Source organism: Streptomyces sp. NPDC098789 (assembly GCF_044759975.1).
Classification (GTDB): domain Bacteria; phylum Actinomycetota; class Actinomycetes; order Streptomycetales; family Streptomycetaceae; genus Streptomyces.
Genome location: NZ_JBIWAJ010000004.1, coordinates 287,454 through 301,020 on the forward strand (window position 1 = coordinate 287,454; position 13,567 = coordinate 301,020).

Genomic DNA, 13,567 nt, shown 5'->3' on the forward strand with positions numbered 1-13,567 from the left:
CCGTGGGCGCCCCGGCCGCGGCCTCCGGGCGATTAGGGTCTCCGTATGAAGCTCCGACTCCCCCGGCGCCGCAGAAGCCGCCTGCTCGCGGGCGCCGCCGCGCTCGCCGTCGTGGCGGGGGCCGGTACCTGGACCGCCGCGGCCTCGGCCGACGGCGCGCCTGCCGTGCACCGCCAGGACCGCATGGTCGACATGCCCGGCGCCGCGATCGACACCTCCTACTTCACCTCCGGGGGCGGGGAGAAGCGCCCCGCCGTGCTGCTCGCCCACGGCTTCGGCGGCAGCAAGGACGACGTCCGGGACCAGGCCGAGCAGTTGGCCCGCGACGGGTACGCCGTGCTGACGTGGTCCGCCCGCGGCTTCGGCCGGTCCGGCGGCAAGATCGGCCTCAACGATCCCGACCACGAGGTCAAGGACGTCTCCCGGCTCATCGACTGGCTCGCCACCCGCCCCGAGGCGCAGCTCGACGGGGCCGGGGACCCGCGCGTGGGCGTGACCGGCGCCTCGTACGGCGGCGCCGTCTCGCTGCTCGCGGCCGGCTACGACCACCGGGTGGACGCGATCGCTCCGGAGATCACCTACTGGAGCCTCGCGGACTCCCTCTTCCCGAACGACGTCTTCAAGAAGCTCTGGGCCGGGGTGTTCTTCACCACCGGTTCCGCGAGCGGCGTGCAGCCCGGCGGCGCCCCTGGTGCGGCCGGGGCGACCGGGGCCACCGGTGCGGGCCCGGCGGGCGGCGCGGTCGGTGCCGGCGGTCCGGTGGATCCCCTCGCCGCCCCCGGCTGCGGGCGCTTCCAGCCTGAGCTGTGCGCGATGTACGAACGGGTCGCGGTGGCGGGCAAGCCCGACCAACAGGCCCGTGAGCTGCTGGAACGCCGTAGCCCGGCCGCGGTCGGGGACCGGATCGAGGTACCGGCGCTGATCGTGCAGGGGCAGGCCGATTCCCTCTTCCCGCTGGGCCAGGCCGACGCCATGGCCACCGCGCTCGCCAAGAACGGGGCGCCCGTGGCGGTGGACTGGGCCGCGGGCGGCCACGACGGCGGGATGACCGAGGAGGACCGCGTCCGGGGCCGGGTCACCGCCTGGTTCGACCGCTACCTCAAGCAGGACGCGGCGGTGGACACCGGCCCGCAGTTCCGGGTGTCGCGCACCGGAGGGATCGACTCCACCGACGGCAGGGTGAAACTGCGCGGCGCCTTCGACGACCACTACCCGGGGCTCGTGTCCGACGGGCGGAAGATCGCCCTGACCGGTACCGAGCAGAGCTTCGCCAACCCGGCGGGCGGCGCGCCCCCCGCGCTCTCCTCGCTGCCGGGGATCGGCGGCCAGCTCGCCGGGCTCGGTGCGAGCTTCGCCCTCGACTTCCCCGGACAGTACGCGAGCTTCGAGTCGAAGCCGCTGGAGCGGGAACTGCGCATCACCGGCACGCCGACCGTCACCCTCAAGGTGAGGTCGAGCGCCGCGGACGGCTCGGCCGTCCTCTTCGGCAAGGTGTACGACGTCGGGCCGGACGGGCGCCAGCAGGTGCTGCCCAGCCAGCTGGTCGCACCCGTCCGGGTGGAGAACGCCGCTCAGGGCGCCGAGGTGAAGCTGGCGCTCCCCGCCGTGGACTACGGCGTCCAGCCCGGCCACCGGCTGCGCCTGGTGGTCGCCGCGACCGACCTGGGGTACGCCACGCCGGCGGCCCCGGCGACGTACACCGTCTCCACCGGTGACGGGATCCTCACCGTGCCGGTCGCCGACGACGTGCGCACCGCCTCGGCCGGGCTGCCCGCCTGGACCTGGGGACTGCCGCTCGGCGCGGCCGCGCTGGCCGCCGCACTGCTGGGCGTCCGGCGGCGCGGCAGCGGCTCCGGGGCGGCCGTCACCAGCGGTGACGCGCCCGCCGGTGACGCGTCCCGCGGGCCGGAGCACGAGGCCGCGCTGGACGGCGTACCGCTCCAGATCACCGGACTGACCAAGCGGTACGCCAAGGCGCAGGACCGCTACGCGGTCCGCGACCTGTCGCTGCGCGTCGAGAAGGGCCAGGTGCTCGGGCTGCTCGGCCCCAACGGCGCCGGGAAGACCACCACCCTGCGGATGCTGATGGGGCTGATCACCCCGGACGCGGGCGAGATCCGGGTCTTCGGGCACGCCGTGCGCCCCGGCGCCCCGGTGCTCTCGCGGGTCGGCGCCTTCGTCGAGGGCGCCGGCTTCCTGCCGCACCTGTCGGGCCGCGCCAACCTGGAGCTGTACTGGCAGGCCACCGGCCGGCCGACCGCGGACTCCCACATGGCGGAGGCCCTGGAGATCGCCGGGCTCGGCGACGCGCTGGAGCGCGCGGTCCGCACGTACTCACAGGGCATGCGGCAGCGGCTCGCCATCGCACAGGCCATGCTCGGCATGCCGGACCTGCTGATCCTCGACGAGCCGACCAACGGTCTGGACCCGCCGCAGATCCGCGAGATGCGCGACGTGATGATCCGCTACGCGGCGGCCGGCCGGACCGTGATCGTCTCCAGTCACCTCCTGTCGGAGGTCGAGCAGACCTGTTCGCACCTGGTGGTCATGGACCGCGGACGGCTGGTCCAGGCCGGACCGGTGGCCGAGATCACCGGCGGCGGGGACACCCTGCTGGTGACCCTGGCCGGGCCGGTCGCCGACGCGGCCGTCGAGAAGCTGGCGGCCCTGGAGGGCGTGGAGTCCGTGGTGGCGGCCGAGGACGGGCTGCTCGTCCGGTTGGACGGCGCCACGGCCACCGGGCTCATCGCCGAACTCGTCCGGCTGGAGGTGCCGGTGAGCGGAGTGGGGCCGCACCGGCGGCTGGAGGACGCGTTCTTGACCCTGATCGGAGGACCGGCGTGAGCGCCGTACAGGAAGGCGCCGAGCAGAAGAGCGCCGAGCAGGAGAGCGCCGTGCAGGAAGTGGCTCCCGGGTACCGGGCGAGCCGGACGCTGCCGCTGCGGGTCGAGGCCCTGCGGCAGTGGCGCAGGCGCCGCACCCTCGTGATGGGCGGGGTGCTGGCCGCACTGCCCTTCATCATGATCATCGCGTTCGCGGTGGGCGGCTCCCAGGACGGCGGCGGCGGGGGCCGGGACGGCCGGATCAGCTTCATCGACACGGCGACCGCGTCCGGCGCGAACTTCGCGGCGACCTGCCTCTTCGTCTCGGCGGGCTTCCTGCTGGTGGTCCCCGTCGCCCTCTTCTGCGGGGACACGGTCGCCTCGGAGGCCAGCTGGTCCTCGCTGCGCTACCTGCTCGCCTCGCCGGTGCCCCGGGCCCGGCTGCTGTGGAGCAAGCTGGTGGTGGCGCTCGGCTTCAGCCTGGCGGCGATGGTGCTGCTGCCGGTGGTGGCACTGGCGGCGGGCACCGCGGCCTACGGGTGGGGACCGCTGAAGCTGCCGACCGGCGGCGAACTGCCGGCCGGGGACACTCTGCCGCGCCTCGCCCTGGTGGTCGCCTTCGTCTTCGTCTCGCAGCTGGTGACGGCCGGGCTGGCGTTCTGGCTCTCGACCCGGACGGACGCGCCGCTCGGCGCGGTCGGCGGGGCGGTCGGGCTGACCATCGTCGGCAACGTCCTGGACGCGGTCACCGCCCTCGGGTCGTGGCGGGAGTTCCTGCCGGCGCACTGGCAGTTCGCGTGGGCCGACGCCCTCCAGCCGCACCTGGAGTGGGGCGGGATGGTGAAGGGGGCCGCGGTGTCGGTGTCGTACGCCCTGGTGCTCTTCGCCCTGGCCTTCCGAGGCTTCGCCCGCAAGGACATCGTGTCCTGAGACCGCGCGGGCCCGTACGTCCGCCCGCGCGCCGAACGCCGTACGCTGTCTCCCCCGCCCGGGGAGGCGGCGTACGGCGTTGCGGGGGGTACGGCGTTGCGGGGGGGGCGGGCCTTGGCCGAGCAGCTCCTCAGCCAGGGCGGCGCGCGTGGCCACGGCGGAGCGGCGCGGCCGGCGCGGCCTCCCTCACTCCAGGGTGACGACCTTCTGCCGGCCGAGGTCGGGTTCGTCGCGCAGGGGCAGGTCCGCGCCGGGCCGCTCCAGTTCGAGGACGACCACCTCGTTCTCGCCGGCGCGCCAGAGCGGGGCGGGGGCGTAGAGCGTGCGCTGGGGCCCGCGCGGGGTGTCGTAGTGCCCGAGGAGGAAGCCGTTGAGCCAGATCAGGCCGGTACCCCAGGAGGAGAGGTCGAGGAAACCGTCGGCGGGCGCCGGGACGGTGAGGGAGAAGCGGTGGAAGGCGGGGCCGGGGCCGGGGTCGATGTCCGGGGTAGGGGCCGGGGCCGGAGCCGTCCACTCCAGGGCGGTGAGGTCCGTGAGCGGCAGCGGCCGTATCTCCCACTCGAACAGGTGCTGGTGGCCGTGGCGCACCCCGCGCCAGATGCCCTTGCGGTCGTCGAGCAGCGGTCCGTAGTTCACCCGGCCCTGGGCGCGGACGAGTACGTCGAGCACCACCCCGGCCTCGCCGACCGGCAGGTCGAGCCCCTCGTCGGGAGCGTTCCGGTCGAGGACGCCGAGCCGCACGCCGTCGGCGAAGACGTACGCGCGGTCGCCGAGGCCGTCGATCCGCACGGGCATGGCAGGGCGGGGCCCGGTGATGGTGGTCCGGTAGTGGATCATCCCGAAGTCCTGGCCGAGCTTCTCCATCGGCTCCGGCGCGGGCCGGCGCACGACCGTGGAGAGCACGTCGAGGTGGGCGGCGAGCGGGGCACGACCCGTCGGGGCGGCGAGCGCGGGCGCCAGCCGCGGCGGCGGCGCGGGCAGCGGGCCCTCGGGCAGCGGGGCGTACTTGCCGATGACCTCGCGGAACGCGTGGAACTTGGCGGTCAGTTCGCCGGCCTCGCCGATGGGGGCGTCGTAGTCGTAGCTGGTGACGGTCGGCTGGTAGCCGGCCTCGCCGGGCCGGGACCCGGTGTGGTTGGCCCCGGCCCAGAAGCCGAAGTTGGTGCCGCCGTGGGCCATGTAGAGGTTGACGGAGGCGCCGGTGGCGAGGAGTTCGTCGAGCGAGGCCGTCACCTCGTCCACGGCGCGGACGTGGTGGTCCTCGCCCCAGTGGTCGAACCAGCCGAGCCAGAACTCCATCGCGGCCAGCGGCCCGGTCCGCTGGTAGCGGCGCAGCACCTCCAGGCGCTCTGTCGGGCGCGCGCCGAAGGTGGCGGTGGCGAGGCGGCCGGGGACCATGCCGCCTTGCAGCATCGCGTCCTCGGGCCCGTCGGCGGTGAACAGCAGGCAGTCCACGCCGCGTTCGAGCAGGGCCCGCTCGACGTGGGCGCGGTAGCGGGTGTCGTTGCCGTAGGAGCCGTACTCGTTCTCGATCTGTACGGCGACCACCGGGCCGCCCCGGCTGGTGAGCAGCGGCACCAGTTCGGGCAGCACGAGGTCGAACCAGCCGTCCACCTCGGCCTCGAAGCGCGGGTCGGAGCAGCGCAGGTGCAGCCCGTCCTGGGCGAGCAGGCGGGCGGGCAGGCCGCCGAAGTCCCATTCGGCGCAGATGTACGGGCCGGGGCGGACGATGGCGTCGAGGCCGAGGTCCTGGGCGGTGCGCAGGAAGCGGGCGAGGTCCCGGGGGCCCGTGAAGTCGGCCTTGCCGGGGGCGGTCTCGTGGAAGTTCCAGGGGACGTAGGTGTCCACGGTGTTCACGCCGAGGGCGCGCAGCCGGGTGAGCCGGTCCTCCCACAGGTCCGGATGGACCCGGAAGTAGTGCAGGGCCCCGGAGATGACGCGGTGGGGCCGGCCTGCGCGCCGGAATCCGTCCTGGTCGTGCGTGAGCATGCGCTGACTCCCGTGCCGTGCGGTGCGAGGGGTGCCGGACGAGGCCGAATATATGAACGCGGTACGCACGCCGTCAATGACGAGTTGATCGGAAACGATCGAATCGATCGTTTTGGCGCTCCCTGTTCACTATGCTGACGGGAGAGCACGAGAACGCCGACCACCACCCGCTACCCACCACCCACGCCCCAGGGGGACCCGTTGAGACCACATGTAGACCAGCGCCAGGCGCAGGTGCTCGCGCTCGTCCGGGCCCGGGGCAGCGTGCGGGTGACCGACGCGGCCCGGGAGCTGGGTGTCTCCCCCGTCACGCTGCGGCGGGACGTCGAGGCGATGGCGGCCCGGGGGGAGATCCAGCGGCTGCACGGGACGATCAGCCGGGTCGAGCACGCGGCGCCGGGGGGCACGGGGCCGGGACGGGCGTCGGCGTCCGGGGGGCGGGGCGCGGCGGGCCCGTCCGGGCCGGGCGGCGGCGCGGGCCTGGTGGTCGGCATGGTCGTGCCGACCACCGAGTACTACTACGCGGAGGTGGTGCGCGGGGCGCGCGAGGTGGTCGAGGCGCGGGGCGCGCGCTTGACCGTGGGGCTGACCCGGTACCTGCCGGGCGAGGACCGGACGCAGGCGGACCGGCTCCTGTCGACGGGGGCGGACGGGCTCCTGCTGACCCCGAACTGGGACACCGGCTCGCCGGGGCCCGGCGAGGGGGCGTGGACCGCTGAGCTGCCCGTTCCCACCGTCCTGGTCGAGCGCTGGGCCCCGCCCGGGCACCCGGCGGCGGCGCTGGACCGGGTCGTGTCGGACCACGCGCACGGCGCGGCGCGGGCCGTGCAGCACCTGGTCGAGCTGGGGCACCGGCGGATCGCGCTGGCCTGCCAGGAGACGCCGACGAGCGCGCGGCTGCGGGCCGGGTACGAGGCGGCCGTCACGGCGCTGGGCCTGGAACCGGCACCGCCGTGGCCGCCGGTCGGACCGGGTGCGACGCCGGTCGCGGAGCTGTCGGTGGCCGACCGCTTCGCGCGGACGCTGGAGTACCTGTGCGGGGCGGTGTCCGGGGGCGGGGCCGCGGGCGGGGTCACGGCCGCGCTGATCCACAGCGACACCGACGCGATCATGCTGATCCCGCGGCTCCAGGCGCGGGGCGTGCGGGTGCCGGAGGACCTGGCGGTGATCACGTACGACGACGAGGTGGCGGGGTTGGCGGACGTACCGCTCTCGGCCGTCGCCCCGGCCAAGCGGGAGGTGGGCGCGCGGGCGGCGGAGCTGCTGCTGGACCGGTTGTCCGGGGCCGACGGGGCGGCGTACGGGACCCACGGCGGCCCGCGACAGCACCTGGAACTGCTCCCCCGGCTGACCATCCGCTCATAAAGGACAGGTTCGATTGATTGTTTCGATCGAATTGCACGTTCGCTCTTGACGGTGTGCGCGTTCGCACAAAAGATGGGCCGCGTTCTCCCATCCGCCGCCCGCAGCGGTCGTCCGTAGGAGTCGAAACATGTCGCGCAGCCTGCCGTCCCGCCTGCCTTCCTCCCGTTTGCCGTCCTCCCGTTTGACCCGCCTCGCCCTCACCGCCTCGGTCGCCTCGCTGGCCCTGCTCGCCACCGCGTGCGGCGGCGAGCAGGGGACGGGTGCGGCGGCCGAACCGGTGGGGTCGGCCGACCAGCCGGTCGCCCTCACCTACTGGTCCTCCAGTGCGGGCGCGCAGCAGACCGTGGACGCCTTCAACAAGATGCACAAGAACATCCGGGTGACCTTCTCCGCCGTGCCGGGCGGACCGGACGGGGCGGCCAAGCTCTCCAACGCCGTCAAGGGCGGCAACGCGCCGGACATCGCGACGATGGACTACTCCTCGCTCCCGGAGTTCGCGAGCGGCGGCAACCTGGAGGACCTGAGCGCCACCTCCGGCAAGCTCGTCGCCGAGAAGTTCCCGAAGGCGGTCCAGTCCCTGGTGGGCCTCGGCGGCAGGACCTGGGCGGTGCCCTTCGACGTCACCCCGCTCGAACTCTTCTACCGCAAGGACATCTTCGAGAAGCACGGGGTGGCCGTGCCGACGACGTGGGAGGAGTACAAGCAGGCCGCGGAGAAGATCAACAAGGCCGACCCGTCGGTCCGGATCACCAACTTCGGCGGCGGCGACCCCGCCGTCCTCGCCGGCCTCTCCTGGCAGGCGGGCGCCAAGTGGTACGGAACGGAAGGCGACAAGTGGAAGGTCGCCATCAATGATCCGGCCTCCCAGAAGGTGGCCTCGTACTGGAACGGCCTGCTGTCGTCCGGGCTCGCCTCGAAGACCCCGCTGTGGGGCGAGGGCGAGGCGAAGGAACGCTCGTCGGGTCAGGTCGCGACCGTCATCGGCGCCGCCTGGACGGCCGGTACGTTCCTCGCGAGCTACCCGGACCTCACGGGCAAGTGGGGCATCGCCCCGCTGCCGACCTGGGACGGGAAGCCCGCCACCGGCATGTACGGCGGCACCTCCTACATCGTGCCCAAGGGCAGCAAGTACACCAAGGCCGCGGCGGAGTTCATCGCCTGGGTCACCACCGACCCGGAGGCCGTCAAGGCCCGGCTCAGCTCGCTGAAGGCCCCCAGCAGCGCCCTGCCCGCCAACCCGGAGATGCGGGTGGCGGCCGCCAAGCTCTTCGACACCACGTACTTCGCCGGACAGGACCCCTACGCCCTTGCCGGCGCGGCGGCGGACACCATCGTGCCCGGCTGGACCTGGGGCCCGACGCACCTCCAGGTCAACGCGGCCCAGAACGCGGCCGGCGCCGACCAGCTCAAGGCACTGAGCGAGGGCCAGACGGCCGCCGAGAAGGCCATCAAGGCCCGCGGCCTGGGCCTGGCCAACTGATGCCCCCGCCCACCCGCCCACACGACTCCACGCTCCCCCACCCCACACCACCCACACCACCCGCGACACCCGCGGCGGTGCCCGCGGCCTCCGCGGGCCGGACGGGGCCCAGCCGGCACCACCGCCCGCCGGGCACCCGGCCGGAAGGCGGCGGGGAGGGCGGCAGGGCCCGGACCACCGAACCCACCACCCCGGCCACGCGGAGCCGCACCGCCCCGCTCCTCTTCATGGCCCCCTTCTTCCTCCTCTTCGCCCTGGTCACGGTCGCCCCCATCGCCTACGCGGGCTGGTTGAGCCTCTTCCACGACGAACAGTCCGGCCTCGGCTTCGGCGGCACGCAACGCGTGTTCAGCGGATTCGGGAACTACGCGAACGCCCTCACCGATCCCCTCTTCCTGGCCTCCTTCCGCCACGTCGCCGTCTACTGCCTGCTCTACATCCCCGTCATGGTCGGCGGCGCCCTGGTCCTCGCCCTCCTCCTGGACTCCGCCCTCGCCCGCGCCAAACGGTTCTTCCAGATCGCCTTCTACCTGCCGCACGCCGTCCCCGGCCTGATCGCCGCCGTGATCTGGCTGTACCTCTACACGCCCGGCCTGAGCCCGGTCCTGGACGTCCTCGACAGCGCCGGACTCTCCTGGAACTTCTTCGGCCGCGACGAGGCCCTGTTGTCCGTCGTGAACATCTCGGCCTGGCAATGGATGGGCTACAATATGATCATTTTCTTCGCCGGGCTCCAGGCCGTGCCCCGCGAAACGCTGGAGGCCGCCACGATGGACGGCGCCGGAGCCATCCGTACCGCCTTCCAGGTCAAGGTGCCGAGCATCCGCCCCACCCTCATCCTGACCGTGCTGTTCACCTGCGTCGGCGCCGTCCAGCTCTTCGACGCCCCGCAGTTGCTCCAGCTCCGGGCCAACGAGATGGGCGAATCCTGGTCACCGACGATGTACATCTTCAGCGCCGCCTTCAAGAGCCACGACTACGGACTCGCCGCCGCCGGGGCCCTGCTCCTCGCCCTGGTCGCCGGAGCCGCCTCCTACGTCGTCACCAAGCTCGGCAACCGCTGGAGGGACGCATGACGCACCCGCTCACCCGGACCCCCGCGCGGCGCGGCGGGCCCTCCGCCCTCCTCTCCAAAGCCGCCGTCAACGCCGCCCTGTTGCTGGTCGCCGCCTACACCCTGATGCCCCTCGCCTGGCTGGTCATGGCGGCGACGAAGAACCGCCGCGACCTCTTCTCCACCGATCCCTACTCCTTCGGCGACTTCCACCTGCTCACCAACCTCCGCGACGTCTTCGCCTACGACGACGGGATCTTCGGCCGCTGGCTCGGCAACAGCCTCCTCTACACCGTGGTCGGCTCGGTCCTGTCCGCCCTCATCAGCGTGGCCTGCGGATACGCCTTCCACGCCTACGACTTCCGGCACAAGGAGCGCCTCTTCGGCGTCGTCCTCGCCGGTGTCCTGGTCCCTGCGACCGTGCTCCAGCTCCCCCTCTACCTCATGGCCTCGGCCGCCGGGGCCGTGAACACCTACTGGGCCTATCTGGTGCCCGCCCTCGTCAACCCCTTCGGGGTCTACCTGGCCCGGGTGTTCGCCGAGGGCTACGTCCCCGACGAGGTACTCGCGGCCGCCCGGATGGACGGCGCGAGTGAACTCCGGGTCTTCGCCCACGTGTCGTTCCCGATGCTCTGGCCCGGGTTTGTGACGATCTTCCTGTTCACCTTCACGGCCATCTGGAACAACTTCTACGGCGCGCTGACCATGCTCAACGACGAACGGCTGTACCCCGTCAGCCTCGGGCTGTTCATGTGGAACCGCAGCGTCTATCAGCAGCCCGAGCTGTACCCCCTCGTCATCACCGGTTCGCTCGTCGCCGTCGTCCCCCTGGTCCTGGCCTTCCTCGGCCTCCAGCGGTTCTGGCGCTCGGGCCTCACCGCGGGAGCCGTCAAGTGATCCACCGCCCCGTCACCCTGCTCGCCATGAACCCCGGCACGCGCAGCGCCGTGCTGAGCGACTCCCGCACCCTGTCCGAACTGCGCCGGGTCGCCGACATCGACCTCGATCTCCTGCTCGTCGATTTCACGGGCCCCACCGGCCCCGGCGCCCTCCCGGGCGAGCGGCTGGCAGCGACCGAGGTGCTGTTCACCGGGTGGGGTTGCCCGCCGCTGGACGCGGCGGCGCTGGCGCGCATGCCCCGGCTCCGCGCCGTGGTCCACGCGGCCGGCAGTGTCAAACACCATGTGACCGAAGCCTGCTGGGAACGCGGTCTGCTCGTCTCCAGCGCAGCCGCCGCCAACGCCGTGCCCGTCGCCGAGTACACGCTGGCCGCGATCCTCTTCGCCAACAAGCGCGTACTGGAGTCGGCCCACCTCTACCGGGCCACCCGCGGCCCGATCGACCTGCTGGACCGCTATCCCACGGTCGGCAACTACCGTCGCACGGTCGGCCTGGTCGGAGCCTCCCTGATCGGACGACGGGTCCTCGAACTGCTCCGTGCCTTCGACCTTCGCGTGCTCGTCCACGATCCGTACGCCGACCCGACCGAGCTGGAGGCGATGGGCGCCGAGCCCGTAACCCTCGACGAGCTGCTCCGCCGCAGTGACGTGGTCAGCCTGCACGCCCCCGCCCTCCCGCAGACCCGTCATCTGTTGGACGCCCCGCGGCTCGCCCTGATGCGCGATGGGGCCACGCTCATCAACACCGCCCGCGGTGCGCTGGTGGACACGGCTGCCCTGACCGAGGAACTGGTCTCCGGGCGACTGCACGCCGTCCTCGATCACACCGAGCCCGAAGTACTGCCCACTGCCTCCCCCCTCTTCAATCTGCCGAACGTCCTGCTCACTCCCCACGTGGCCGGCTCGCTCGGCGGAGAGCTGGACCGTCTGGCGGCCACGGCCGTCGAGGAGCTGGAGCGCTACGCCCTGGGGCTCGGCTTCCGCTACGGCGTCGACCCGGGACGGTTGGCCTACTCGGCGTGAGGCGCCTCCCTCCCCGTCGCCCGCACCAGCCCCGCGAGGTACGCGCGGCCCGCCGTGAGCAGACCCGGCAGGTCCTCGGCCGCGGGGTACCACCGTCTCTCGTACTCCCAGCAGAGCCAGCCGCCGGTTGGGGCGACAGCCACCGCCTCGGCCAGCGGCAGCGTCCCGCGGCCCAGCCCCAGCGGTGTCAGGTCCTGCGCCGAGGCCACGTCCTTGACCTGTATGTAGCCCAGGTGTCCGGACAGTTCCCGGCTCGACCGTCTCGGGCTCTCGCCACCGAGCCAGGTGTGCAGTACGTCCCACAGCGCCCCCGTGCCCGGATGCCCGACCCGGTCCAGCACTCTCGCCACGGCGGCCCCGGTGCGGTGGGAGTCGTGGGTCTCCAGCAGGATCCGGACGCCGGCGCGGCGGGCGATCGGCGCTGCGGCCGCGAGTCTGCGCACGGCGAGGGCATCGGCACCGGCTCCCGCCGGCTCCCCTGCGCCGGGGAAGACCCGGACGTAGGGCGCCCCGAGGTCGGCGGCGAGCTCGGTCAGCGCTCTCAGTTCGTCGAGGACGGGGCCGTCGGGGCCCTCGGCCGCGACCCGGGCGTAGCCCGCGACCGTGAGGATCCCGACGCCGGCGGCGGCGAAGGCCCGGACCGCGGCGGCCCGGTCGCCGGAGGTGGAGCCGGGGTGGAGGGGCTCCTCGGGGTGGGCACGCAGTTCCACCCCGTCGTATCCGTGCGTCGCGGCGAGGGCCACGGTCTGCGTAAGCGGTGCGCCGGGCAGGCCCAGGGTGGAGAAGGCGTACTTCATGACCGGCTCCCCGGGGGCGGGGGCGCGGTGGAGCCGCGCACCATCAGTTCGGTGGGCAGGGTGGTGATGCCGCCGGGCGGTGGCAGTCGGCGTCCGGTGACCAACTGCGCGGCGAGCGCACCCGCCTCGCGCAGGGGCACGCGGACGGTGGTGAGGGCGGGCGCCGTGTCCACACAGAAGGGCAGGTCGTCGAATCCCGCTACGGACACGTCCTCGGGGATCCTTATCCCCTCTTCCCTCAGGGCCGCGGCGACTCCGGTCGCGACCGTGTCGTTGGCGGCGACGACCGCGGTGAAGGGCGCTCCGCGACGCAGCAGTTCGCGGGTGGCGTCATAACCGGCGTGGCGGTCGAAGCTCGCGTGGACGGTCAGCTCTTCGCAGGCCCCGGCCAGAACGGGGTTCTGTCGGTGGAGGGCGGCCCGGTGTCCGGCGAGTCGCTCCCGGGTGGTGCTCAGCCCGGGTGGCCCGGCGATGTAGGCGATCCGGCGGTGCCCCAGGCTCAGGAGGTGTTCCGCGAGGCGGAAGGCGCCTCCGTGGTCGTCGAACATCACGGTGGCGACGGGAAGTGCGGCCGGCACCGACAGCGGGGGACGGCCGCAGAGCACCACGGGGACGCCGGCGGCGGCCATCCGCGCGACCCGGGCGGTCAGCGCCGCCGTGTGCGCGGGTTCCTCCACGGCGCCACCGGTGAGCACGACGCCGCCGGCGCGCTGTCCCTCCAGCAAGGTCAGGTAGGCCATTTCGGCGGCGGGTTCGCCTTCGGTGTTGCAGACCACGGCGAGCCGGCGGCTCCCGAGGTGGCCGCCCTCCGGGCAGAGTGCGTTCTGCAGGGATCCGGCGAGGATCCCGAAGAAGCTGTCGGCCACGTCGTGGACGAGGACGCCGACGAGGTCGGACGTGGCGGCCGCGAGGGCGCGCGCCGGGCCGTTGGCCACGTAGCCGAGCTCCTCGATCGCCCGCTCCACCCGGGTCCGGGTCCCTCCGGCCACGGGGTAGCCGCCATTGAGCACGCGCGAGACCGTCGCGGGCGACACGCCCGCCTGCTCCGCGACCTCTGCCAGGGTCACCGCCATTTTCCCGCCCCTTCCGTCTGCCCGGGTCATCGTCTCACCCGGTGCGTGGATCTCCATGTTCGCAAATTTAGAAAGCGCTTTCTATCACCCGAAAGAGTCTTGTCCCGACAGGATCCGTGGCTCTAGCCTGATCGG

Annotated in this window: 10 protein-coding genes; 7 read left to right on the plus strand and 3 right to left on the minus strand. The window is 73.2% G+C overall.

The features are described 5' to 3' along the window. Positions 1-45 precede the first annotated feature (45 nt). Both ACIQWR_RS11380 and ACIQWR_RS11385 read left to right on the plus strand, forming a co-directional pair. A complete protein-coding gene (locus tag ACIQWR_RS11380) occupies positions 46-2,844 on the plus strand; it encodes an alpha/beta fold hydrolase (RefSeq protein ID WP_404006858.1) in 2,799 nt (932 codons plus the stop codon). Between the two features lie 50 nt (positions 2,845-2,894). Further along, positions 2,895-3,752 (plus strand): ABC transporter permease, encoded by an 858-nt coding sequence (locus ACIQWR_RS11385; protein ID WP_404007490.1) that lies wholly within the window; start codon positions 2,895-2,897, stop codon positions 3,750-3,752. Between the two features lie 186 nt (positions 3,753-3,938). On the opposite strand, the gene ACIQWR_RS11390 is transcribed toward ACIQWR_RS11385, so the two are convergent. Beyond that, entirely contained in the window at positions 3,939-5,741 is a 1,803-nt protein-coding gene (locus ACIQWR_RS11390) for a beta-galactosidase family protein (RefSeq protein WP_404006860.1), read from the minus strand. Positions 5,742-5,942: 201 nt separating this feature from the next. On the opposite strand from ACIQWR_RS11390, the gene ACIQWR_RS11395 reads away from it, so the two are divergent. The 5 genes from ACIQWR_RS11395 (at position 5,943) to ACIQWR_RS11415 (ending at position 11,562) form a co-directional block, all read left to right on the plus strand. Beyond that, positions 5,943-7,106, plus strand: a complete 1,164-nt coding sequence (locus ACIQWR_RS11395) for a substrate-binding domain-containing protein (RefSeq protein WP_404006861.1) — start codon at positions 5,943-5,945, stop codon at positions 7,104-7,106. A gap of 127 nt (positions 7,107-7,233) precedes the next feature. Continuing rightward, positions 7,234-8,586: an ABC transporter substrate-binding protein gene (locus ACIQWR_RS11400; RefSeq protein ID WP_404006863.1), complete on the plus strand. Its 1,353-nt coding sequence runs from the start codon at positions 7,234-7,236 to the stop codon at positions 8,584-8,586. A 227-nt stretch (positions 8,587-8,813) separates the two neighbouring features. Further along, on the plus strand, positions 8,814-9,662 hold the full coding sequence (locus ACIQWR_RS11405) for a carbohydrate ABC transporter permease (RefSeq protein WP_404007493.1): 849 nt from the start codon (positions 8,814-8,816) through the stop codon (positions 9,660-9,662). Beyond that, positions 9,659-10,537, plus strand: a complete 879-nt coding sequence (locus ACIQWR_RS11410; protein WP_404006865.1) for a carbohydrate ABC transporter permease — start codon at positions 9,659-9,661, stop codon at positions 10,535-10,537. The genes ACIQWR_RS11405 and ACIQWR_RS11410 overlap by 4 nt, the downstream gene beginning before the upstream one ends. Before the next feature lie 26 nt (positions 10,538-10,563). Next, a complete protein-coding gene (locus ACIQWR_RS11415; protein WP_404007496.1) occupies positions 10,564-11,562 on the plus strand; it encodes a hydroxyacid dehydrogenase in 999 nt (332 codons plus the stop codon). Here the strand turns inward: ACIQWR_RS11415 and ACIQWR_RS11420 are convergent. Both ACIQWR_RS11420 and ACIQWR_RS11425 read right to left on the minus strand, forming a co-directional pair. Further along, a complete protein-coding gene (locus tag ACIQWR_RS11420; protein WP_404006867.1) occupies positions 11,550-12,359 on the minus strand; it encodes a sugar phosphate isomerase/epimerase family protein in 810 nt (269 codons plus the stop codon). The two genes, ACIQWR_RS11415 and ACIQWR_RS11420, sit on opposite strands and share 13 nt — an antisense overlap. Beyond that, positions 12,356-13,432, minus strand: coding sequence for a LacI family DNA-binding transcriptional regulator (locus tag ACIQWR_RS11425; protein WP_404006869.1), 1,077 nt, complete (start codon positions 13,430-13,432; stop codon positions 12,356-12,358). Before ACIQWR_RS11425 ends, ACIQWR_RS11420 begins: the two co-directional genes overlap by 4 nt. Between the last annotated feature and the right edge of the window lie 135 nt (positions 13,433-13,567).

Bases quoted from the DNA above. Each gene is read 5' to 3' on its own strand.
- ACIQWR_RS11380 (WP_404006858.1), top strand. From the start codon at position 46: ATGAAGCTCCGACTCCCCCGGCGCCGCAGAAGCCGCCTGCTCGCGGGC.
- ACIQWR_RS11390 (WP_404006860.1), bottom strand. From the start codon at position 5,741: ATGCTCACGCACGACCAGGACGGATTCCGGCGCGCAGGCCGGCCCCAC.
- ACIQWR_RS11400 (WP_404006863.1), top strand. From the start codon at position 7,234: ATGTCGCGCAGCCTGCCGTCCCGCCTGCCTTCCTCCCGTTTGCCGTCC.
- ACIQWR_RS11405 (WP_404007493.1), top strand. From the start codon at position 8,814: ATGGCCCCCTTCTTCCTCCTCTTCGCCCTGGTCACGGTCGCCCCCATC.
- ACIQWR_RS11410 (WP_404006865.1), top strand. From the start codon at position 9,659: ATGACGCACCCGCTCACCCGGACCCCCGCGCGGCGCGGCGGGCCCTCC.
- ACIQWR_RS11415 (WP_404007496.1), top strand. From the start codon at position 10,564: ATGAACCCCGGCACGCGCAGCGCCGTGCTGAGCGACTCCCGCACCCTG.
- ACIQWR_RS11420 (WP_404006867.1), bottom strand. From the start codon at position 12,359: ATGAAGTACGCCTTCTCCACCCTGGGCCTGCCCGGCGCACCGCTTACG.
- ACIQWR_RS11425 (WP_404006869.1), bottom strand. From the start codon at position 13,432: ATGGCGGTGACCCTGGCAGAGGTCGCGGAGCAGGCGGGCGTGTCGCCC.